This window comes from Brenneria izadpanahii, from assembly GCF_017569925.1.
GTDB classification, from domain to species: Bacteria; Pseudomonadota; Gammaproteobacteria; order Enterobacterales; family Enterobacteriaceae; genus Brenneria; species Brenneria izadpanahii.
On record NZ_CP050854.1, the window covers coordinates 717,290 to 740,384 of the forward strand.

The 23,095-nt window shown below is 52.5% G+C and carries 18 protein-coding genes; 13 read left to right on the forward strand and 5 right to left on the reverse strand.

Going from position 1 to position 23,095, the window contains the following annotated elements; genetic code table 11:
• Positions 1 to 91: 91 nt before the first annotated feature.
• The gene (gene yaaA, locus HC231_RS03210; RefSeq protein ID WP_208229694.1) at positions 92 to 865 is read right to left on the reverse strand and encodes a peroxide stress protein YaaA; all 774 of its coding nucleotides are present in this window, start codon (positions 863 to 865) and stop codon (positions 92 to 94) included.
• Between the two features lie 329 nt (positions 866 to 1,194).
• Between yaaA and tal the strand changes: the two genes are divergently transcribed.
• On the forward strand, positions 1,195 to 2,148 hold the full coding sequence (gene tal / locus HC231_RS03215) for a transaldolase (protein ID WP_208229695.1): 954 nt from the start codon (positions 1,195 to 1,197) through the stop codon (positions 2,146 to 2,148).
• A 324-nt stretch (positions 2,149 to 2,472) separates the two neighbouring features.
• Here the strand turns inward: tal and HC231_RS03220 are convergent, their stop codons facing one another.
• A complete protein-coding gene (locus HC231_RS03220; protein ID WP_208229696.1) occupies positions 2,473 to 3,558 on the reverse strand; it encodes a GGDEF domain-containing protein in 1,086 nt (361 codons plus the stop codon).
• A gap of 392 nt (positions 3,559 to 3,950) precedes the next feature.
• On the opposite strand from HC231_RS03220, the gene mog reads away from it, so the two are divergent.
• Together mog and HC231_RS03230 are read left to right on the forward strand one after the other, a co-directional pair.
• A complete protein-coding gene (mog, locus tag HC231_RS03225) occupies positions 3,951 to 4,538 on the forward strand; it encodes a molybdopterin adenylyltransferase (protein WP_208229697.1) in 588 nt (195 codons plus the stop codon).
• A gap of 128 nt (positions 4,539 to 4,666) precedes the next feature.
• Positions 4,667 to 6,001 carry an MFS transporter gene (locus HC231_RS03230; RefSeq protein WP_208229698.1) on the forward strand — a complete coding sequence of 445 codons (1,335 nt, stop codon included), beginning with the start codon at positions 4,667 to 4,669 and terminating at the stop codon, positions 5,999 to 6,001.
• A gap of 62 nt (positions 6,002 to 6,063) precedes the next feature.
• On the opposite strand, the gene satP is transcribed toward HC231_RS03230, so the two are convergent.
• Positions 6,064 to 6,636 carry an acetate uptake transporter gene (satP, locus tag HC231_RS03235; protein WP_208229699.1) on the reverse strand — a complete coding sequence of 191 codons (573 nt, stop codon included), beginning with the start codon at positions 6,634 to 6,636 and terminating at the stop codon, positions 6,064 to 6,066.
• 460 nt (positions 6,637 to 7,096) lie between these two features.
• On the opposite strand from satP, the gene dnaK reads away from it, so the two are divergent.
• Together dnaK and dnaJ are read left to right on the forward strand one after the other, a co-directional pair.
• Complete coding sequence (gene dnaK, locus HC231_RS03240) at positions 7,097 to 9,016, forward strand: molecular chaperone DnaK (protein ID WP_208229700.1); 1,920 nt, start codon at positions 7,097 to 7,099, stop codon at positions 9,014 to 9,016.
• 111 nt (positions 9,017 to 9,127) lie between these two features.
• Positions 9,128 to 10,255 carry a molecular chaperone DnaJ gene (gene dnaJ, locus HC231_RS03245; protein ID WP_208229701.1) on the forward strand — a complete coding sequence of 376 codons (1,128 nt, stop codon included), beginning with the start codon at positions 9,128 to 9,130 and terminating at the stop codon, positions 10,253 to 10,255.
• Between the two features lie 285 nt (positions 10,256 to 10,540).
• Here dnaJ and rpsT read toward each other — a convergent pair whose 3' ends face one another.
• Positions 10,541 to 10,804, reverse strand: a complete 264-nt coding sequence (rpsT, locus tag HC231_RS03250) for a 30S ribosomal protein S20 (protein WP_009111382.1) — start codon at positions 10,802 to 10,804, stop codon at positions 10,541 to 10,543.
• Between the two features lie 417 nt (positions 10,805 to 11,221).
• Between rpsT and ribF the strand changes: the two genes are divergently transcribed.
• The 8 genes from ribF to carB all read left to right on the forward strand — a co-directional run bounded on the left by ribF (position 11,222) and on the right by carB (position 22,882).
• The gene (ribF, locus tag HC231_RS03255) at positions 11,222 to 12,163 is read left to right on the forward strand and encodes a bifunctional riboflavin kinase/FAD synthetase (protein WP_208229702.1); all 942 of its coding nucleotides are present in this window, start codon (positions 11,222 to 11,224) and stop codon (positions 12,161 to 12,163) included.
• A 32-nt stretch (positions 12,164 to 12,195) separates the two neighbouring features.
• A complete protein-coding gene (gene ileS, locus HC231_RS03260) occupies positions 12,196 to 15,009 on the forward strand; it encodes an isoleucine--tRNA ligase (RefSeq protein WP_208229703.1) in 2,814 nt (937 codons plus the stop codon).
• A complete protein-coding gene (lspA, locus tag HC231_RS03265) occupies positions 15,009 to 15,518 on the forward strand; it encodes a signal peptidase II (RefSeq protein WP_208229704.1) in 510 nt (169 codons plus the stop codon). The genes ileS and lspA overlap by 1 nt, the downstream gene beginning before the upstream one ends.
• The gene (fkpB, locus tag HC231_RS03270; RefSeq protein WP_208229705.1) at positions 15,518 to 15,991 is read left to right on the forward strand and encodes an FKBP-type peptidyl-prolyl cis-trans isomerase; all 474 of its coding nucleotides are present in this window, start codon (positions 15,518 to 15,520) and stop codon (positions 15,989 to 15,991) included. Before lspA ends, fkpB begins: the two co-directional genes overlap by 1 nt.
• Positions 15,972 to 16,922 (forward strand): 4-hydroxy-3-methylbut-2-enyl diphosphate reductase, encoded by a 951-nt coding sequence (gene ispH / locus HC231_RS03275; RefSeq protein WP_208229706.1) that lies wholly within the window; start codon positions 15,972 to 15,974, stop codon positions 16,920 to 16,922. The genes fkpB and ispH overlap by 20 nt, the downstream gene beginning before the upstream one ends.
• Before the next feature lie 311 nt (positions 16,923 to 17,233).
• Positions 17,234 to 18,055, forward strand: coding sequence for a 4-hydroxy-tetrahydrodipicolinate reductase (gene dapB, locus HC231_RS03280; protein WP_208229707.1), 822 nt, complete (start codon positions 17,234 to 17,236; stop codon positions 18,053 to 18,055).
• 436 nt (positions 18,056 to 18,491) lie between these two features.
• Positions 18,492 to 19,640: a glutamine-hydrolyzing carbamoyl-phosphate synthase small subunit gene (gene carA, locus HC231_RS03285; RefSeq protein ID WP_425490506.1), complete on the forward strand. Its 1,149-nt coding sequence runs from the start codon at positions 18,492 to 18,494 to the stop codon at positions 19,638 to 19,640.
• A 14-nt stretch (positions 19,641 to 19,654) separates the two neighbouring features.
• A complete protein-coding gene (gene carB, locus HC231_RS03290; RefSeq protein ID WP_208229709.1) occupies positions 19,655 to 22,882 on the forward strand; it encodes a carbamoyl-phosphate synthase large subunit in 3,228 nt (1,075 codons plus the stop codon).
• Position 22,883: 1 nt separating this feature from the next.
• Here carB and HC231_RS03295 read toward each other — a convergent pair whose 3' ends face one another.
• Positions 22,884 to 23,027: a hypothetical protein gene (locus tag HC231_RS03295; protein ID WP_208229710.1), complete on the reverse strand. Its 144-nt coding sequence runs from the start codon at positions 23,025 to 23,027 to the stop codon at positions 22,884 to 22,886.
• Positions 23,028 to 23,095: the final 68 nt, after the last annotated feature.

The following is a 23,095-nucleotide window of genomic DNA, read 5'->3' on the forward strand; positions in this document are numbered from 1 at the left end:
GCGGCGGCAGGCGGGAGCCGTTGTTGAAGTCATGCGCCGTCGCAGAAATAACGGAAGGATTGGGGAGGACGCCGGCGTGTAGGGGTTATCATCATTGCTCGCGGCGTTTAAACACCAGTTCATGGGCGGAGGATTCCGCCTCGGCGAAGTAATATCCATCCAGATTAAAATCTTTCAGTTGTTCAGGCTGCGTCAGCCGGTTCTGAATGATAAAGCGGCTCATCAACCCGCGCGCTTTTTTGGCGTAAAAGCTGATGACTTTAAACTTACCGTTTTTCTCATCCAGGAATACCGGTTTGATGATTTGAGCGTTTAATTTTTTAGGGTTGACCGATTTAAAATATTCGTCAGAGGCCAGATTAATCAGAATATCGTCGCCCTGTTCGCTTAATGCCTGATTGAGCTTTTCGGTGATGATATCGCCCCAAAAGCTATAGAGATCCTTGCCTGCCTTGTTGCCGAGTTTGATCCCCATTTCCAGCCGATAGGGCTGCATTAAGTCCAACGGGCGTAAAACCCCGTATAAACCAGACAGCATGCGTAAATGTTGCTGGGCAAAATCAAAGTCGTCTTCGCTAAAATCTTCCGCCGCCAATCCCGTATAGACATCGCCTTTAAAGGCCAATAATGCCTGCCGCGCGTTATCAGGGGTGAAATCCGGGTGCCAGTCATTAAAACGCACGGCATTCAGGCTGCCCAGTTTATCGCTGATGCCCATGAGCGATGAGATCTGCGCAGGCGTCAGTTTTTTACAAATGGAAATCAACTGGCTGGAGTAATCCAGCAATTCCGGCTGGGTATAGCGTTTTGTCGCTAAAGGACTGGTGTAATCAAGGGTTTTTGCGGGTGAAATGGTTATTAACATGCGCCATGTCCTATAGAGCTGATTTCAGTGTCTATACTGTAGCAAAAATCAAGCAAGAAAACGGCGATGGCTATAACAGGGGACGGTAATCATCAGTTCGCTTGATTTATAGCTGAAAAATAATTAGCTGGTAAAGTTTTCCCATACGGCTCTTTTATCTAATGTCTGCAACGGCCGCAGGGAAACATAGTGATACGGCGCGATGAAACCGGGATGAAAAGGCTTTCTTGCGCCGGATTTCGCGCGTGTTATTATCAGATTTAGGCGACGACACAATGCCACCAGTTCATGCACTAATAATCCACGCATAAACAATGAGAAACGCCAACATGACGGATAAACTGACTTCCCTACGCCAATTGACAACGGTTGTGGCTGATACCGGTGATATTGCGGCAATGAAATTGTACCAACCGCAGGATGCCACAACTAACCCTTCACTGATTCTGAATGCCGCTCAAATTCCTGAATACCGAAAGCTGATTGATGAAGCGATTTCCTGGGCGCGCGCTCAGAGCGGCAATCGTGATCAGCAGATTACTGACGCCACCGATAAACTGGCCGTCAACATCGGGTTGGAGATCCTGAAACTGATCCCCGGCCGCATTTCAACAGAAGTTGACGCTCGTCTTTCCTACGACACCGAGGCCAGCGTCGCAAAGGCCAAGCGCCTGATTAAGCTCTATAACGATGCGGGCGTCAGCAATGACCGTATTTTGATCAAGCTGGCTTCCACCTGGCAGGGGATTCGCGCCGCAGAGCAGTTGGAGAAAGACGGCATCAACTGTAATCTGACGCTGCTGTTCTCCTTTGCGCAGGCTCGCGCGTGCGCCGAAGCCGGCGTATTCCTGATTTCGCCGTTCGTTGGCCGTATTCTGGATTGGTATAAAGCCAATGGCGATAAGAAAGAGTTCGCTCCTGGCGAAGATCCGGGCGTGATTTCCGTTAGTGAAATTTATAATTACTACAAAGAACACGGCTATGAAACGGTGGTTATGGGGGCGAGCTTCCGTAATTTGGGTGAAATCCTTGAGCTGGCCGGATGCGATCGTCTGACCATCGCGCCGGCTTTGCTGAAAGAGCTGTCCGAAAGCGAAGGCGAAGTGGTTCGTAAACTTTCTTATACCGGCGAGGTTAAAGCACGTCCGGCTAAGATGACCGAAGCGCAGTTCTACTGGCAGCATAATCAGGATCCGATGGCCGTTGATAAACTGGCGGATGGTATTCGCAAGTTTGCGGTCGATCAGGAAAAATTGGAAAAAATGATTGCCGCATCGCTGTAAAAGACGGTTGGAAAAAATAGTCGGATATCTATCCGGCTATTTTTTTGTCGCACGTAATACCGTGCTGTAAATATTGACTCTGTGTAATGTTTTTCAGTCTGCCGGCGCGCGGGTTTTATTACGCGGATTTCCCTGCGCCAGGTTTCGCTGACCCGTCGCGAGTACCGTTCGAATCCGCTCCGTCTGCCTTGCCGCCTGCCTGCAACTCGAATTATTTAGAGGATGGGCATACCATTTGACGCCCATTAGATGGGGTAATAAGTTAAGAAATGGTTCATAATCGGCGGTTTTTATTTCCCAGATAAACTGTAACTAAATAAATTGTTATTTAGCTACAGTATTTCGCACTTTCTTGGCGACATAAAGTTTTTCATCTGCCCGGTTCATGACTTCTATTAAACCCTCGGATTCAATATGGTATTCAACCAGTCCGATACTAACCGTTAAGCCGACGTCTTTCCCTAATATTTCACTGCGGGCTTTGCTGATCCTTAATCTGGCGCGCTCTGCGACTTCATAGGCCTCGCTTAACGCGATATTAGGTAAAATAATAGCGAACTCATCACCGCCAATCCGGCCGAAAATATCTTCCCGGCGGAATGAGTTTTTAAAGATATCGGCCACCAGCCGTAATGCGTCATCCCCGGCGCTATGGCCGAAGGTATCATTCACGCTCTTAAAGTGATCGATGTCGATAAGAATGACGCATAAGGGGCGTTTGGAAAAATTGGATATGCTCAGAGCCTTGTTGGCGGCCATAAAAAACGCATCCCGGCGCAGGCAGCCGGTTAAATCGTCATACTTTGCCGTTAAGGGTAACTCTATCAGGTATTTCCTGGCGAGAATGGAAAGCAGACTGCCTAGTATGGCAGTGAGCAGCACAATGCTTACGATGCCGATAATGGAAGTGGTGGTGGAAAACGTATCGAGTAGCGAAGGGTAAGGCTCGTTTGACGTTGTTCTGATGCGAATGCCCAGCAGGTCGTCCTGCGCCGACAGAATAGGGAAAATGACGGTTAGCGTGCCTTTTCCGGCAAAACTCCCAATCGATGGGAGTTTATTCTGACACACTCGAATAATGGTCATATCATTAAATTTCAGTTCCGACGTTGATAATCTATTGATACATTCACCACGAACATCACGGGTATTAAATGCAAAAGTTCTCATCCGGGCCAAAAGATAACGTCCTGTTTTCTCCGTTATATCAGCTTCTGTTACATCTCCGGAATTATATGATTCATAAGTTTTAATTATTGAATCCAGGTCATGCCTTTCTACCTTCCAGGTTCTTTTGTTTGATTCATGTATGGAAATGATGGAGACGGAAAAGGAAATAAAACCAAAAATAATGAAGGCGGACATAGGATGAGAAAAAAGTTCTAATATCTTATACTTAGCGCTATTCATGAATATTCCCTTGGCGTGACTTTTTTACTTATTATCTTTTATATGAAAATACGTGCTAACTTTACCATATTATCCAAAATCTGGTGAGGTTTAATGGCCGGGCCGACTGCTTTTTCTTTGTTTAAATGGCTTTATTTGGGAAAAATCTGAAGCTGTTTGTTCGGTGACGGAAATCGCTATGTCGCTATTACCTTTTATAGCTTCAACGCCGACGATGACCTGATTAAAATCGACTTGTTTCCTTTTTAAAACGGTATTTAATAATAATTATCATATATCGTCATGAACGATATTCCATGTCGTGATCCTGTCGTAGAATATTTCTTTCTATTGGCGCTCAAATTAGACAATATCCTGATAAAATTGGTTTTTTATTTTATTAGAGGGCTGCTATGAACGTACTGCATGTTGGTTTGGTCTCCATTTCCGATCGGGCATCCAGCGGGGTTTATCAGGATAAGGGTATTCCCGAGCTGGAAACATGGCTGGCGTCCGCATTGACGACGCCTTTTGAAGTTGAAACCCGTCTGGTTCCTGATGAACAAGTGCTGATTGAACAGACGCTATGCGAACTGGTTGATGAACGGGGTTGCCATCTGGTGCTGACCACGGGCGGTACAGGGCCGGCGCGTCGCGATGTGACGCCTGACGCGACGTTGGCCGTTGCCGATCGTGAAATGCCGGGCTTTGGTGAACAGATGCGGCAAATCAGTCTGCGGTTTGTGCCAACGGCCATTCTGTCCAGGCAGGTGGGGGTGATTCGTAAACATGCGCTGATTCTTAATTTGCCTGGGCAGCCTAAATCCATCAAAGAGACGCTGGAAGGGCTGAAAGATGCTGATGGCAACGTTATCGTCGCCGGTATTTTTGCCAGCGTTCCCTATTGTATACAGTTGCTGGAAGGGCCATATGTGGAAACCGATCCAAAGGTCGTAGCAGCTTTTCGCCCTAAAAATGCCGTGCGCGAAATAAAAAACTGAAGTTGAGCTATTTCACAAATAAGATCCAGTCTTGCTGGTGTATAAAAATTTTGCCGGTATAGTAATCCCAGCTTTACACTTAATGGTAAATTTTTGTTTATCCCGACACTGGCATGGCACGGTAAATTATGCGACGCGATCACCAACCTCATAGTCGATTGAACCGACAGGATTACAAAACACTTTCTCTGGCCGCGCTGGGCGGCGCGCTGGAGTTCTATGATTTCATCATTTTCGTCTTTTTCGCGGCGGTTATCGGCGATCTCTTTTTCCCTGCGGATATTCCTGAATGGGTTCGCCAGGTTCAGACCTTTGGCATTTTCGCCGCCGGCTATCTGGCTCGTCCGCTGGGGGGCATCGTCATGGCCCACTTCGGCGATCTGGTCGGCCGTAAAAAAATGTTTAGCCTGAGCATTTTGCTGATGGCTCTGCCAACGTTGGCGATGGGCATGCTGCCTACTTACCAATCTATCGGCATCGCTGCTCCGTTATTGCTGTTGCTGATGCGCGTGCTGCAAGGCGCGGCGATTGGCGGCGAGGTGCCTGGCGCATGGGTGTTTGTGGCGGAACATGTTCCCCGTTCCCGCATCGGTTTTGCCTGCGGTATCTTGACCGCCGGCCTGACGGTGGGGATCTTGCTGGGATCGATGATTGCGACATTGCTGAACACCCTCTTTACCCCAGAGCAGTTGGCGGGCGGCGGCTGGCGTTTGCCGTTCTTCATCGGTGGGATCTTCGGTCTGGTGGCGATGTATCTGCGCCGCTGGCTACAGGAAACGCCCATCTTCATTGAAATGCAGGCCCATAAAAAACTGGCCTCGGAATTGCCGCTGAAATCCGTGGTCGTCAACCATAAGAGGGCGGTGGTGGTTTCCATGCTGCTGACCTGGATGTTGTCGGCCTGCATCGTGGTTGTAATCCTTATGGCGCCCACTTATTTACAAAAAGTACATGGCATCCCCGCCGCACTGGCGTTGCAGGCCAACTGCCTGGCTACGATCGCGTTGATGTTCGGCTGCGTCGCCGCCGGCCTGCTGATCGATCGTTTCGGCACCAGCAAGATTTTTATTTTCGGCAGCCTGCTACTGGCCGCGTGCAGTTGGTTTTTCTACAGTGTGGCGGCAAGCGACACGGAACTGCTGTTCGTCGGCTATGCGATTACCGGATTCAGCGTCGGGGTCGTCGGGGCCGTGCCTTACGTGATGGTGAGAGCTTTCCCGGCCGAAGTGCGTTTTTCCGGGATCTCCTTTTCCTATAATGTGGCTTACGCCATTTTCGGCGGGCTGACGCCGATTTTCGTCACCTTGATAATGAAGGTGACTCCGCTGGCGCCGGCCTGGTATGTGTTAACGTTGGCTGGCGTCGGGGTATTGCTGGGAATTTATTTGCACCGAGACTTGAATAGCGAGGAGACGCCGCAAATTATCGGCGAGGAGCGTTCTCGTTCAACCGTGGGCATTTAATGCATTTTCGGTTGCCGTCGATAAAACAGGCTCCGCCGGATTAGCGGGGCCTGTTTTCATATTCAGCTTACGCGGCGTTCGCCGATGGGCAGAACCTTGCGGCCTGATTGTTCGTTCAAGACTTCCGCCATCGCCAGATAAATTGCGCTTGCTCCGCAGATAATGCCTTCGAAGCCGGCAAAGGTCAGCAGCGTATGGTTGCCGGTAAAATTACCGACGGCCAGTAAAGCGAACAGTACGGTCAAACTGGCGAATACAAACTGTAATGCAAAGTTGGCCCGCAATGTTCCAAAGAACATAAACAGCGTAAAGATCCCCCACAGGCCGAGGAATACGCCCAGGAAACGGGCATCGCTGGCTTCCGCCAGACCCATTTTAGGCAGCATGATAATGCCGACTAAGGTTAACCAGAAAGCGCCGTAGGAGGTGAACGCGGTTACGCCGAAGGTATTTCCTTTCTTATATTCCAGTAAACCGGCCAGGATCTGGGCAATGCCTCCGTAAAAGATGCCCATGCTGAGAATAATGGAAGAGAGCGGGAAAAAGCCTGCGTTGTGCAGGTTTAATAAAATCGTCGTCATCCCGAAGCCCATCAGTCCCAACGGACCGGGATTCGCCAACTTGTTCGTGTGCATAAATCCTCTGCAATAACAGATTATTAATGTTTCCTTCCGCACTTGACGTTGGCGCAGTGATGGCGGCGACTTCAAGCACATTGAGGAAGGTGTTTGGTTAAGGTGCTATTGTCGCCATCACGCCGGGAATATCCCTTTTTGCGGCGAGCGCGGCATCATATCGGGCGTTTTGCAGGGATACAACAGAGCAAATCAACAATAGTTTGATCGAACAAGGGATAAAGCCCATTTTTTTTCATTGCCCCCCTTGATGATGAAATTGTTGACCCCATCTTATTTTCAACCAAAACAGTTTGACCGAATTAAAAAGGGTTATGTTGGCCGTTGACCTTGCTTAGCGCCGTTAAATTATGGGGCTAAATGAGAGGAAAACGATGTTGCGCAGTTGAAAAGCAGCATTCCGCCCACATAGTAGGTTGAACTACCACACCGAATATGACTTTTTAGTGGAGATGTTTAGATGGGTAAGATTATTGGTATCGACCTTGGTACAACCAACTCTTGTGTAGCGATCATGGACGGTACGCAGGTTAAGGTACTGGAAAACAGCGAAGGCGATCGTACGACTCCTTCAATTATTGCTTACACGCAAGACGGTGAAACTCTGGTTGGCCAGCCGGCTAAACGTCAGGCGGTGACTAACCCGCAGAATACGTTGTTTGCAATTAAACGTCTGATTGGCCGTCGTTTTAAAGATGAAGAAGTACAGCGTGATACCAATATCATGCCGTACAAAATCATTGAAGCCGACAATGGCGATGCCTGGTTGGAAGTAAAAGGCCAGAAAATGGCTCCGCCGCAAATTTCAGCTGAAGTGCTGAAGAAAATGAAGAAAACGGCTGAAGATTATCTGGGCGAGCCGGTCACCGAAGCGGTTATTACCGTACCGGCTTACTTCAACGATGCGCAGCGTCAGGCGACAAAAGACGCCGGCCGTATCGCTGGTCTGGAAGTGAAACGTATTATCAACGAACCGACCGCCGCCGCACTGGCGTATGGTCTGGATAAAGAAGTCGGTAATCGCACCATCGCGGTATATGACCTGGGCGGTGGTACATTCGATATCTCTATTATCGAAATTGATGAAGTTGATGGCGAAAAAACCTTTGAAGTTCTGGCGACCAACGGTGATACCCACCTGGGCGGCGAAGACTTCGACAGCCGTTTGATCAACTACCTGGTTGATGAATTCAAGAAAGAACAGGGCTTCGATCTGCGTAACGATCCTCTGGCGATGCAGCGTCTGAAAGAAGCGGCGGAAAAAGCCAAAATCGAGCTTTCTTCCGCTCAGCAGACCGACGTTAATCTGCCGTACATCACCGCGGATGCGAGCGGTCCGAAACACCTGAACATCAAAGTGACTCGCGCCAAACTGGAGTCTCTGGTTGAAGATCTGGTGAATCGTTCTCTGGAACCGCTGAAAGTCGCTCTGAAAGATGCCGGTCTGTCTGTTTCTGAAGTTAAGGACGTGATCCTGGTCGGTGGTCAGACCCGTATGCCGCTGGTGCAGAAAAAAGTGGCCGACTTCTTCGGTAAAGAACCTCGTAAAGACGTTAACCCGGATGAAGCGGTTGCTATCGGCGCTGCGGTACAGGGCGGCGTGTTGTCCGGCGATGTGAAAGACGTTCTGCTGCTGGACGTTACCCCGCTGTCTCTGGGTATCGAAACCATGGGCGGCGTGATGACGGCGCTGATTGCCAAGAACACCACCATCCCGACCAAACACAGCCAGGTGTTCTCTACGGCGGAAGACAATCAGTCTGCGGTGACGATTCACGTTCTGCAGGGTGAACGTAAACGCGCCAGCGATAACAAGTCCCTGGGGCAGTTCAACCTGGATGGTATTCAGCCGGCGCCGCGCGGTATGCCTCAGATCGAAGTTACCTTCGATATCGATGCTGATGGTATCCTGCACGTTTCCGCTAAAGATAAAAACAGCGGCCGCGAGCAGAAAATCACGATTAAAGCCTCTTCTGGTCTGAATGAAGAAGAAATCCAGAAAATGGTTCGTGAGGCAGAAGCGAATGCGGAATCCGACCGTAAGTTTGAAGAGCTGGTTCAGACGCGCAACCAGGGCGATCACCTGTTGCACAGTACGCGTAAACAGCTGGAAGAAATCGGTGATAATCTGGCCGCCGACGACAAGACAGCGATCGACGACGCTCTGAAAGCATTGGAAAGCGCGCTGAAAGGCGAAGACAAGGCGGATATCGAAGCGAAAATTCAGGCGCTGGTTCAGGCTTCGGGTAAATTGCTGGAAGCGTCTCAGCAGCAGGCTCAGGCCGGCGCTGAAAGTGCAAGCGCCGCCGGTGATGCTTCTGCTCGTAAAGACGACGATGTAGTTGATGCCGAGTTTGAAGAAGTAAAAGATAAAAAGTAATCGCCCTTAAGCGGGCGCAGTAACGGTGACTAGGGACTGTTGCTGGCAACCAGCACGGGCGTTGAGGAAACTCTACGCCCGTGCACGCATGTTGAGGGCAGGAAAAAAAGAATGGCGAAGCAAGACTATTACGAGATTTTAGGCGTTGCTAAAGATGCCGATGAGCGTGAAATCAAGAAGGCCTATAAGCGTCTGGCGATGAAGTATCACCCGGATCGTAATCCTGGCGATAGCACTGCCGAGACGCGGTTTAAAGAGATTAAAGAAGCCTACGAGATCCTCACCGACTCCCAGAAACGCGCCGCCTACGATCAGTACGGCCATGCTGCATTTGAACAAGGTGGTATGGGCGGCGGCGGTTTTGGCGGCGGTGCCGATTTCGGTGATATTTTTGGCGACGTTTTCGGTGATATTTTTGGCGGCGGCCGCCGTCAGCGCGCGAGCCGGGGCTCCGATTTACGCTATAACATGGAATTGACGCTGGAAGAAGCAGTCCGCGGCGTCACCAAAGAGATCCGTATCCCTACGTTGGAAGAGTGCGACGCATGTCATGGCAGCGGGGCTAAGCCTGGTAGTTCTCCCGTTACCTGTCCCACCTGTCATGGCAATGGTCAGGTGCAAATGCGTCAGGGCTTTTTTACTGTTCAACAGACTTGTCCGCACTGTCATGGCCGCGGCAAGATCATCAAGGATCCGTGCACGAAGTGTCACGGTCATGGGCGTGTAGAAAAGAGCAAAACGCTGTCGGTGAAAATCCCGGCCGGTGTGGATACGGGCGATCGCATTCGTTTGTCCGGCGAAGGGGAAGCGGGGGAGCATGGCGCGCCAGCGGGCGATTTATACGTCCAGGTTCAGGTAAAAGCGCATCCTATCTTCCAGCGCGAAGAAAACAACCTGTACTGTGAAGTGCCGATTAACTTCGCCATGGCCGCTCTGGGCGGAGAAATCGAAGTGCCGACGCTGGATGGCCGTGTGAAGCTGAAGGTGCCGGCGGAAACGCAAACCGGCAAACTGTTCCGCATGCGCGGCAAGGGCGTGAAATCAGTACGCGGCGGCGCGCAGGGCGATCTGCTATGCCGGGTGGTGGTGGAAACCCCTGTCAGCCTGAACGAGCGGCAAAGGCAACTGTTGCAAGAGCTGGCGGAAAGTTTTGGCGGCCCGTCGGGCGAAAGAAACAGTCCGCGCTCTAAAAGTTTCTTTGACGGCGTGAAGAAATTCTTTGACGATCTGACTCGCTAACGTTGCCGCGCCTGCGCTGCAGACAAAAACCGGCTGAAAAATCATCAGCCGGTTTTTTGCGTTTGCCGGCAAGTCATAATTAAAAATGCGTCGTTCCCGCCTGCGCGAGGCGGCGTTTCTTGTGCTCCGAGCCGTCGGCGCAAAGATGACGGTGGGCGATGGTATTAGCGGGGGAGTGAGGATGCGGTCGTAAGGCGCTTCTTCGCGGGATAAAACGCTGGTGGTTTTAGATGCAAAAAAACCGGCCTGAGCCGGTTTTTTTAACAGCAATATGCGAAAACGCAATTATTGCATAGCGTTGATGCGCGCAACCAGATTGGATTTATGACGTGCAGCTTTGTTCTTGTGGATCAGGCCTTTGCTTGCCTGGCGATCCACGATCGGTTGCATATCGTTAAACGCATTCTGTGCCGCTTCTTTATCGCCAGTAGCGATCGCCGCGTATACTTTCTTGATGAAAGTACGCATCATGGAGCGACGGCTTGCGTTATGCTTGCGGCGCTTCTCAGACTGTACGGCGCGTTTCTTAGCTGATTTGATATTAGCCAAGGTCCAACTCCCAAATATATTCTATCGAGGACAATTCAAAGGCCGAGGAATATGCCCTTTTAGCCTTCGTTTGTCAATGGATTTGTGCAAATAAGCGTCGTTTGTACGTCAACGCTTGTTTCGTTGTGATGGCGCAGGATTTTAACAGCTTCAGACCGTGGAATACAGCTTTTCACGTCATAAATTTACCCGGATGTCATTAATCATCGGTAAAACCGTCAATCACGGATAAAACCCCGGCGGAACGCCTGACTTCCTAGCCGGAATAGACCCGGCCATCGGCATCCGGACAACAAAATTAGCAACGGTATCCGCAATGCTGTCAGTAAAAGGCGCGAATCGCGGGTTAACCTTACTCGCTGTACAAGGTATAATCCGCCGATTTCCATTATTTAACCCATTTGTTTTGAGCCAGCTATGCAGCTAATTCGCGGTATACACAATCTTCGGGCGCGCCACTATGGCTGTGTGCTCACTATTGGTAATTTTGACGGCGTGCACCGCGGACATCAGATGCTGCTGGAACGTCTGAAACAGGAGGGGCGCTTGCGGGGCCTCCCGGTGATGGTGATGATATTCGAGCCTCAGCCTCAGGAGCTGTTTTCCGCTGAGAAAGCGCCTGCGCGGTTGACGAGTCTGCGCGATAAAGTGAATTATTTGAAGAAAGCAGGCGTGGACTATTTGCTGTGCGTCAAGTTTGACCCTCGCTTTGCCGCTAATCATGCGCAAACCTTTATTTCTACTTTACTGGTGGAAAAGCTGGGCGTCAGGTTTCTGGTGGTGGGGGATGACTTCCGTTTCGGGGCTGGCCGGCAGGGCGATTTCCTGTTATTACAGAAGGCTGGCGCGGACGCGGGGTTTGAGGTTATCAGCACGGCTTCATTCTGTAATGATGGTAAGCGAGTGAGCAGCACCGCCGTACGGGAAGCGCTCATGAACGATGATTTAACGCTGGCGGAAAACCTGTTGGGGCATCCTTATAGTATTTCCGGGCGAGTGGTTCATGGCAATGCGCTGGGGCGGACAATAGGCTTCCCTACCGCCAATCTGCCGTTAAAGCGTCAGGTATCGCCGGTTAACGGCGTTTATGCCGTCAGCGTGTACGGCCTTGGCGATAAACCGATACCGGGCGTCGCCAATATTGGTTCGCGTCCGACGGTTACCGGAGACAAGCGCCAGCAGCTTGAGGTGCATCTGCTGGATACGACGATGGATTTGTACGGTCGTCATATAGAAGTGGTGCTGCGCAAAAAGATACGTAATGAACAGCGGTTTGCTTCGCTTGAGGCGTTAAAGCGGCAAATCGCGGACGATGTGGTGACGGCCCGGATATTTTTTGGGTTAAAGACACCGGTTTAATTTTTCTAGCCGAAGACGAAATCGAGAATCTAATGAGTGACTATAAGACTACCCTGAACTTGCCGGAAACAGGGTTCCCGATGCGTGGCGATTTGGCCAAGCGTGAACCTGGCATGCTGAAACGTTGGTATGAACAGGATCTATACGGGATTATTCGCAATGCTAAAAAGGGCAAAAAAACCTTTATTCTGCACGATGGCCCTCCCTATGCGAATGGCAGCATTCATATTGGTCACTCGGTTAATAAAATTCTTAAAGACATTATCGTTAAGTCTAAAACGCTGTCTGGCTATGACTCGCCGTATGTGCCTGGCTGGGACTGCCATGGGCTGCCGATCGAACTGAAAGTCGAACAGCTTATCGGCAAGCCGGGCGAGAAGGTCAGCGCCGCGGAGTTCCGCGCCGAATGCCGTAAATATGCGGCCGAACAGGTTGCCGGCCAGAAGAAGGATTTCATCCGTCTCGGCGTATTGGGCGACTGGGAACATCCCTACCTGACGATGGACTTCACGACGGAAGCCAACATCATTCGTACGCTGGGCCGGGTCATTGAGAACGGCCACCTGCATAAAGGCGCCAAGCCGGTGCACTGGTGCGCCGATTGCGGTTCCGCGCTGGCGGAAGCCGAAGTGGAATATTACGACAAAACGTCGCCCGCGATTGACGTTGCGTTTAACGCCGTCGATGCCGCCGCCGTCTGTGCGAAATTCGGCGTAAGTCAGGTTGATGGTCCGCTTTCTCTGGTCATCTGGACCACCACGCCGTGGACGCTGCCCGCCAACCGTGCGATTGCGCTGAATTCAGCGTTCGTTTATCAACTGGTTCAGATAGAAGGCCGGGCGTTGATTCTTGCCGCCGACCTGGTGGAAAGCGTGATGAAGCGCATCGGCGCCGAAAGCTGGGAAGTGCTGGGCGAATGCCAAGGCGGCGATCTTGAATTATTGCGCTTCCAGCATCCGTTCATGGGCTTTGATGTGCCGGTCGTTTTGGGCGACCACGTGACGCTGGATGCCGGTACCGGCGCGGTGCATACCGCTCCCGGACATGGCCCGGAAGACTATGTCGTCGGTCAGCAATATGGACTGGAAATCGCGAATCCGGTCGGGCCGAACGGCTGCTATCTGACCGGAACTTATCCCGAACTGGACGGCAAGTTTGTCTTCAAGGCTAACGACATCGTCGTCGAGATCTTGCGCGAACACGGCGCTCTGCTGCATCTGGAAAAAATGTTGCACAGCTACCCGTGCTGCTGGCGGCATAAAACCCCGATCATCTTCCGGGCCACGCCGCAGTGGTTCATCAGCATGGATCAGAAAGGTCTGCGTAAACAGTCGCTGTCTGAAATCAAAAGCGTGCAGTGGATCCCGGACTGGGGCCAGGCGCGTATTGAAGCGATGGTCGCCAATCGCCCTGACTGGTGTATTTCCCGTCAGCGCACCTGGGGCGTGCCGATGTCGCTCTTCGTCCATAAAGAGACGGAAGAACTGCATCCCCGCACCAAAGAATTGATCGAAGAAGTGGCGAAACGCGTCGAGAAAGATGGCATTCAGGCGTGGTGGGATCTTGATCCGAAAGAGGTGCTGGGCGCCGATGCGGATAACTACGTTAAGGTTCCCGATACGCTGGATGTTTGGTTCGACTCCGGATCGACGCATGCCTCCGTGGTTGAAGTTCGCCCTGAATTCGGCGGCCATTCGGCGGATATGTATCTGGAAGGTTCCGATCAGCATCGCGGCTGGTTTATGTCATCCCTGATGATTTCGACGGCGATCAAAGGAAAAGCGCCTTACCGTCAGGTACTGACGCACGGTTTCACCGTCGATGGTCAGGGACGCAAAATGTCCAAATCGATCGGCAATACCATCAGCCCGCAGGATGTCATGAATAAACTGGGCGGCGATATTCTGCGTTTGTGGATCGGCTCAACCGACTATTCCGGTGAAATCGCGGTGTCGGATGAGATCCTGAAACGTTCGGCCGATGCCTATCGCCGTATTCGCAACACCGCGCGTTTCCTGCTGGCCAACCTGAATGGGTTTGATCCGAAGACGGATATGGTGAAGCCGGAAGAGATGGTGGTGCTGGATCGCTGGGCGGTCGGCTGCGCGAAAGCGGCGCAGGAAGAGATCGTCGAAGCCTACGACAGCTACGATTTCCACCGCGTGGTGCAGCGTCTGATGCAGTTCTGTTCTATCGAGATGGGTTCATTCTATCTTGATATCATCAAGGATCGTCAGTACACCGCGAAGAGCGACAGCATCGCCCGCCGTAGCTGTCAGACGGCGCTGTACCATATTTCCGAAGCGCTGGTTCGCTGGATGGCGCCTATCCTGTCATTCACCGCGGATGAAATCTGGGGATATCTGCCTGGTGAACGCGCTCAGTATGTGTTTACCGAGGAGTGGTATGACGGTTTGTTCGGTCTGGATACGGCAGACGTCATGAATGACGCTTTCTGGGCCGAGATCCTGAAAGTTCGCAGTGAAGTGAACAAAGTGATCGAACAAGCGCGTAACGACAAGCGTATCGGCGGATCGCTGGAAGCGTCCGTCACGCTGTATGCCGATGCCGGTCTGGCGGATAAGCTCAATCAGCTGCGTCAGGAACTGCATTTTGCCCTGCTGACTTCAAAAGCGAAGGTTGAATCGTACGAAAATGCGCCAGCCGATGCACAGAGCACTGAACTAGCTGGATTGAAAATTGCCTTAAGCAAGGCGGAAGGGCACAAGTGTCCGCGTTGCTGGCATTACGAGTCAGATATCGGTACTGATACCGATCATCCCGACATTTGTGGTCGCTGCGCGACCAACGTCGGCGGCAAAGGCGAAGAGCGTAAATTTGTCTGATGAATAAATCGATCTGTTCGAGTGGGTTGCGCTGGCTTTGGCTGGCGCTGTTGGTTCTGGTTGTCGACCTCGGCAGCAAGCAGTGGATTCTGGCCAACTTTGCGCTGGGGGACACCCAGCCGCTGATTTCGCATCTGAATCTGCACTATGCCCGCAATTATGGCGCGGCATTCAGTTTTCTGGCTGATAAAGGCGGTTGGCAACGCTGGTTTTTTGCCGGTATCGCCATCGCCATCGTGATCGCCATGCTGGTGCTGATGTATCGCGGCAGCGCGCGCCAAAAGCTGAATAACATCGCCTATGCGTTGATTATCGGCGGTGCGTTGGGCAATCTATTTGACCGCATGTGGCATGGCTTTGTCGTGGATTTTATCGACTTCTACGTCGGCGATTGGCACTTTGCCACGTTCAATCTGGCGGATAGCGCTATCTGTGTCGGCGCGGCGCTCGTCGTGCTGGAAGGCTTTTTCAGTAAACATGACGATTCGGTTAAGCAAAAGGGCCATTGATGTCTGAGACTGTACAGAGCGACAGCGCGGTGTTGGTACACTTCACTCTGACCCTGGAAGACGGTTCAGTGGCGGAATCCACCCGCGAAAACGGCAAGCCCGCGTTGTTTCGTCTTGGGGATGGCAGTTTGTCCGATGAACTGGAGCGGCATCTGCAAGGCTTGAAACGCGGTGAGAAATGTCAGTTCACGCTACCGCCGGAATCCGCTTTCGGCTCGGTGAACCCCGATATGATCCAGTTTTTCCTGCGTCGCGATTTTGCCCAGACCGGGGTACCGGACGTGGGGACCATTATGTTGTTCAGCGGTATCGGCGGTACTGATATGCCTGGGATTATCCGCGATGTGGCGGAAGAGTCCGTTACGGTGGACTTTAATCATCCGTTGGCCGGTCAGTCTATTACGTTCGATCTGGAAGTGTTGGACATTGATCCATCTCAGCAGGAGGTTCCTCATGCAGATCTTGCTGGCTAACCCGCGTGGCTTTTGCGCCGGGGTTGATCGCGCCATCAGCATTGTTGAACGGGCGTTAGAGATATTTGGCACGCCGATTTATGTGCGTCATGAAGTGGTGCATAACCGCTATGTCGTCAACGGATTGCGTGAGCGTGGCGCGATATTCATTGAGCAAATAGAAGAAGTGCCGGACGGCTCGATTCTGATTTTCTCCGCGCACGGCGTATCCCAGGCCGTGCGCAATGAAGCGAAAAACCGCGATCTGACGGTCTTTGACGCGACCTGCCCGCTGGTGACTAAGGTGCATATGGAAGTGGCGAGAGCCAGCCGTAAAGGCGTCGAAGCTATCCTTATCGGCCATGCCGGGCATCCGGAAGTGGAAGGCACGATGGGGCAGTACAGCAACGAGGACGGCGGCATGTATTTGGTTGAGTCGCCGGACGATGTGTGGCGGCTACAGGTAAAGGATGAAAACAACCTGTGTTTTATGACGCAGACCACGTTGTCGGTTGATGATACGTCGGCGGTCATTGACGCGTTGCGTGAGCGTTTCCCGCGCATTATCGGCCCGCGCAAGGACGATATCTGTTATGCCACCACCAACCGCCAGGAGGCGGTGCGTAGTCTGGCGGGGATGGCGGATGTGGTGCTGGTGGTGGGTTCAAAGAACTCTTCTAACTCCAATCGGTTGGCAGAACTGGCGCAGCGGGCCGGTAAAGCCGCTTATCTGATTGATGCCGCGGAAGACATTCAGGAAAGCTGGCTGGCCGGCATTGATCATGTCGGCGTGACGGCCGGCGCATCGGCGCCGGATATTCTGGTGCAGCAGGTGCTCAGCCGTTTGCAGGCGTTAGGCGGCAAGGTCACGGTTGAAATTCAGGGGCGGGAAGAAAACATCGTCTTCGAAGTGCCGAAAGAACTTCGCGTCGAGGTGAAGCAAATCGACTAACCTATTCCGGCGGTGGCGCAATTTTCCCCACCGCCTTTTTTATCGCTTCCATATCCTCTGAGTCATCGTCATCACCCATTAATATTAATCTGATAAAAATGCATGTTTATGCGTTACTGCTTTCGCGCCGCGGATTCAGGCGGCAGGTTGAGATGGTTTTTACTGATTTAATTTTCCCGCTGACATAATTTTCTAATCTGGTGACGAATACGCTGGCGGTAGCACTTCGCGCCCGTTAACCTAACGTATACTCAGCACCTTGAAATTCATTGGGTATATTTCATAGCGGAATTAGCAAAGAGAGAGACATTATGAAGGATTCATCGATCCGTATCGCGGTTGCCGGGGCCGGCGGTCGCATGGGGCGCCAGCTTATTCAAGCGGTTGAACAAACTAAAGGCGCCGTATTTGGCGCGGCGTTGGAACGTCAGGGCTCTTCTCTGGTGGGCGCCGATGCGGGCGAGCTGGCCGGAGTGGGAAAATCTGGCGTGGCGGTGAGCGATAGCCTGGATGCCGTTTGCGATGATTTTGATGTTCTTATCGATTTTACCCGCCCCGAAGGCACGCTGGCCCATCTGGCGTTTTGCCGCCGGCACCACAAATCGATGATTATCGGCACTACAGGCTTTGATGAGCAGGGAAAAGCCGCTATTCGCGAAGCCGCACAGGATATCGGCATTGTTTTCGCCGCTAATTTCAGCGTTGGCGTGAATGTCATGCTGAAACTGCTGGAGAAAGCCGCCAAAGTCATGGGGGATTACACCGATATCGAAATTATTGAGGCTCATCACCGCCATAAAGTGGATGCGCCCTCAGGTACGGCATTGGCGATGGGAGAAGCCATCGCCGGCGCGCTGGGGCGGGATCTGAAGGCTTGCGCCGTGTATGCCCGGGAAGGACATACCGGAGAACGCGATCCGAAAAGTATCGGTTTTGCCACCGTGCGGGCGGGCGACATCGTCGGCGAACATACGGCGATGTTTGCCGATATTGGCGAACGCGTTGAGATTACCCATAAGGCTTCCAGCCGCATGACCTTCGCAAATGGCGCGGTTCGCGCTGCAATATGGTTAAAGGATAAGAAATCCGGGCTGTTCGATATGGGCGATGTGCTGGGTTTGGATGATTTGTAAAAATAATTAATTTATTAATTAATTGATATAAGTGGCGATTTTTTATCGCTACTTGTATTTTTTGCCTTTTTATCTTGTTTTTTAATCAAAGCCTTTATTTTTCCTGTTTTATCGCTTTATTCGGGGCGTTTTCGGCTGTTGAAGCCCTGTAATCGGCGATATTGGTCGATTATTGCGCTTGTTTCAGCCATGTGAGTCGGCAACCGTTTTCTTTCCCTAGTTAACATACCTTTTTACGGTTGAGGGGCGGTATTTATACCATAAAGGATAAAAAGAAGAGAAAAAGTGCGGTTGAAGTGGACAATTCAGCCGACCATCATTAAAATGCGCCCAATTTGCCAAAAATTTACCTTGAGGGTGGTTTTTGCGTTGATTTAGATCGATTAATCTGAATTAATATGCAAATAACATGATTTTTTATTCCTTGGAGGGTGTTTTGATTAAGTCAGCGCTATTGGTTCTGGAAGACGGAACCCAATTCCATGGTCGGGCCATCGGGGCGGAAGGGTCGGCAGTGGGGGAAGTGGTCTTCAATACGTCGATGACCGGATATCAAGAAATCCTTACTGATCCTTCCTATTCCCGCCAGATTGTCACTCTCACTTATCCCCATATCGGTAATGTCGGCACCAACGAAGCCGATGAAGAATCATCTTCCATACAGGCTCAGGGGCTGGTCATCCGCGACTTGCCGTTGATTGCCAGTAACTACCGCAGTGAAGAAGGTCTTTCTGAGTACCTTAAACGCAACAACGTCGTCGCCATCGCCGATATCGATACCCGCAAGCTGACTCGACTGCTGCGCGAGAAAGGCGCGCAGAACGGCTGCATTATTGCCGGCGACGAACCGAGCGCCGAACTGGCGTTGGAAAAGGCGCAGGCGTTTCCGGGGCTGAAAGGGATGGACCTGGCGAAAGAGGTCACCACAACGGAAAGCTATGGCTGGTCGCAGGGGAGCTGGAAGCTGGAAGGGGGGCTGCCCGCCGCCACGCCGGAAAGCGAACTGCCTTACCATGTGGTGGCTTACGACTACGGCGTGAAGCGCAATATTCTGCGTCTGCTGGTGGACAGAGGATGCCGCCTGACGGTGGTTCCCGCGCAGACATCGGCGGAAGACGTTTTGAAACTTAATCCCGACGGGATCTTCCTGTCGAACGGTCCGGGCGACCCGGAGCCTTGCGACTACGCCATCCGGGCGATTAAAACTTTTCTGGAAACGGATATCCCGGTATTCGGTATCTGTCTCGGCCACCAGTTGCTGGCGCTGGCAAGCGGCGCGCAGACCATCAAAATGAAGCTTGGTCACCACGGCGGCAACCATCCGGTAAAAGATCTGGATAACGACCGCGTAATCATCACCGCGCAGAACCACGGTTTTGCGGTTGATGAAAATAATTTGCCCGACACGCTGCGCGTGACGCACATATCGCTGTTTGACCAGACGGTGCAGGGGATTCATCGCACCGATAAACCGGCGTTCAGTTTTCAGGGACACCCCGAGGCCAGCCCCGGACCGCACGATGCGGCGCCGTTTTTCGACCACTTTATCGAATTGATTAAGACTTACCGTTCTTCAGCAAAATAATCAGGAGCGAGAAAATGCCAAAACGTACAGATATTAAAAGCATCCTGATTCTGGGCGCCGGCCCGATTGTCATCGGCCAAGCCTGTGAGTTCGACTACTCTGGCGCACAGGCGTGTAAAGCGCTGCGCGAAGAGGGATACCGCGTCGTCCTGGTTAACTCAAACCCGGCGACCATCATGACCGATCCGGAAATGGCCGACGCCACCTATATCGAGCCGATTCACTGGGAAGTGGTGCGCAAGATTATCGAGAAAGAGCGTCCTGACGCGATACTGCCGACGATGGGCGGCCAGACGGCGCTGAACTGCGCGCTGGAGCTGGAGCGTCAGGGTGTGCTGGCCGAATTCGGCGTGACGATGATTGGCGCAACCGCCGATGCCATTGATAAAGCCGAAGATCGCCAGCGTTTCGACAAGGCGATGAAGAAGATCGGGCTGGATACCGCGCGCTCCGGCATCGCGCATAATATGGAAGAGGCGCTGGCCGTCGCGGCTGACGTGGGCTTCCCCTGTATTATCCGCCCTTCCTTTACCATGGGCGGCACCGGCGGCGGGATTGCTTATAACCGTGAAGAATTTGAAGAAATCTGCGAACGCGGCCTGGATCTGTCCCCCACCAACGAATTACTGATCGATGAATCGCTGATTGGCTGGAAAGAGTACGAAATGGAAGTTGTCCGCGATAAACACGACAACTGCATCATCGTCTGCTCCATCGAAAACTTTGACGCCATGGGGATTCACACCGGTGACTCCATCACCGTTGCGCCGGCGCAAACGCTGACCGACAAAGAATATCAAATCATGCGTAACGCCTCGATGGCGGTGCTGCGCGAGATCGGCGTGGAAACCGGCGGTTCTAACGTACAGTTTGCGGTAAACCCGAAAAACGGCCGCCTTATCGTTATCGAGATGAACCCGCGCGTTTCCCGTTCTTCGGCGCTGGCGTCCAAAGCGACCGGTTTCCCGATTGCGAAAATCGCCGCCAAGCTGGCCGTTGGCTATACGCTGGATGAACTGATGAACGACATTACCGGCGGCCGCACGCCCGCGTCGTTCGAACCTTCCATCGACTACGTCGTCACCAAGATCCCGCGTTTTAACTTCGAGAAATTCGCCGGGGCCAACAACCGTCTGACCACGCAAATGAAATCGGTAGGCGAGGTGATGGCGATCGGGCGTACTCAGCAGGAGTCGTTGCAGAAAGCGTTGCGCGGTCTGGAAGTGGGGGCGACGGGATTCGATCCGAAAGTGGATCTGGACGATCCGGAGTCATTGACGCAAATCCGCCGCGAGCTGAAAGATGCGGGCGCCGAGCGGATATGGTACATCGCCGATGCCTTCCGCGCCGGCATGTCGGTGGACGGCGTATTTAATCTGACCAATATTGACCGTTGGTTCCTGGTGCAAATTGAAGAGCTGGTGCGCCTGGAAGAGCAGGTCGCCGAGAAGGGCGTTACCGGCCTGGATGCGGCATTCCTGCGCCTGCTGAAACGGAAAGGTTTTGCCGACGCGCGTCTGGCGGCGTTGGCCGGCGTGGCTGAAAGCGAAATCCGCAAGCTGCGTGATAAGTTCGATCTGCACCCGGTCTATAAGCGCGTGGACACCTGCGCGGCGGAATTCGCCACCGATACCGCCTATATGTACTCCACCTATGAGGATGAGTGCGAGGCTAACCCGAATCAAGATCGCGACAAAATCATGGTGCTGGGCGGCGGGCCAAACCGTATCGGGCAGGGGATCGAATTTGACTACTGCTGCGTTCATGCCGCGCTGGCGCTACGTGAAGACGGTTATGAAACCATCATGGTGAACTGTAACCCTGAAACGGTATCTACCGATTATGACACCTCCGACCGTTTGTACTTTGAACCCGTTACGCTGGAAGATGTGCTGGAAATCGTGCGTATCGAGAAGCCGAAAGGCGTCATCGTACAATATGGCGGACAGACGCCGCTGAAGCTGGCGCGTGCGCTGGAAGCGGCCGGGGTGCCGGTAATCGGAACCAGCCCGGATGCCATCGATCGCGCGGAAGACCGCGAACGTTTCCAGCAGGCGGTTAACCGTCTGGGCTTGAAACAGCCGGCTAACGCCACCGTGGTGGCGATTGAGCAGGCGGTGGAGAAAGCGCGCGGCATCGGCTATCCGCTGGTGGTTCGTCCTTCCTACGTGCTCGGCGGCCGGGCGATGGAAATTGTGTACGACGAAATCGACCTGCGCCGCTACTTCCAGAATGCGGTCGTGGTTTCCAACGATGCGCCGGTGCTGCTGGACCATTTCCTGGACGACGCCATTGAAGTTGACGTGGATGCCATCTGTGACGGCGAGCGCGTGCTGATTGGCGGCATCATGGAGCACATTGAGCAGGCGGGCGTTCACTCCGGCGACTCAGCCTGTTCTTTGCCGGCCTATACGCTGAGCAAAGAGATTCAGGACGTCATGCGTCAGCAGGTGGAGAAACTGGCGTTTGAACTTTGCGTTCGCGGCCTGATGAACGTGCAGTTTGCGGTTAAGAACAATGAAGTCTATCTGATTGAGGTTAACCCGCGCGCGGCGCGTACCGTCCCGTTCGTTTCCAAAGCGACCGGCGTGCCGCTGGCGAAAGTGGCTGCTCGGGTAATGGTCGGACAATCTCTTGAGCAGCAGGGCGTGACGAAAGAAGTGATCCCGCCATACTACTCGGTGAAAGAAGTCGTTCTGCCATTCAACAAATTCCCTGGCGTAGACCCGATTCTGGGGCCGGAAATGCGTTCGACCGGTGAAGTGATGGGGGTTGGCCGGACATTCGCCGAAGCGTTCTCCAAAGCGATGCTGGGCAGTAATTCGCCGATGAAAAAATCCGGCCGCGCGCTGCTGTCGGTGCGTGAAGGGGATAAGGCCCGCGTGGTGGATCTGGCGGCCAAACTGCTGAAGCACGGCTTTGAACTGGATGCGACCCACGGTACGGCTATCGAATTGGGCGAAGCGGGGATTAACCCTCGCCTGGTGAACAAGGTTCATGAAGGCCGTCCGCACATTCAGGATCGCATTAAAAACGGCGAGTATACCTATATCGTCAATACTACGGCGGGACGCCAGGCTATTGAGGATTCCAAGCTGATTCGCCGTAGCGCCTTGCAGTATAAGGTTCACTACGATACGACCATGAATGGCGGATTCGCCACGGCGATGTCGTTAAATGCCGATCCGACGGAGAAGGTCACCTCGGTGCAGGAAATGCATGCTTTGATTAGAGGCCGCTAAGTTACCTTGCTAGCAGGTTAGCCGGCGTTTGCGCTTCGCAAACGCCGGCTTTATTTTTTTGGGCCGGATGCTTATCGGTAAACGGCGGCGGACACAAACGCTTATCCGATTTTTTCTGCTGTATTTCACCCGTTTTACTTTTCACTGTTTCCCGCTTCCCCTGAACAAAGCCAGATAATCGCCTACACTTATTGTGTTGTTTGAATTTTTATG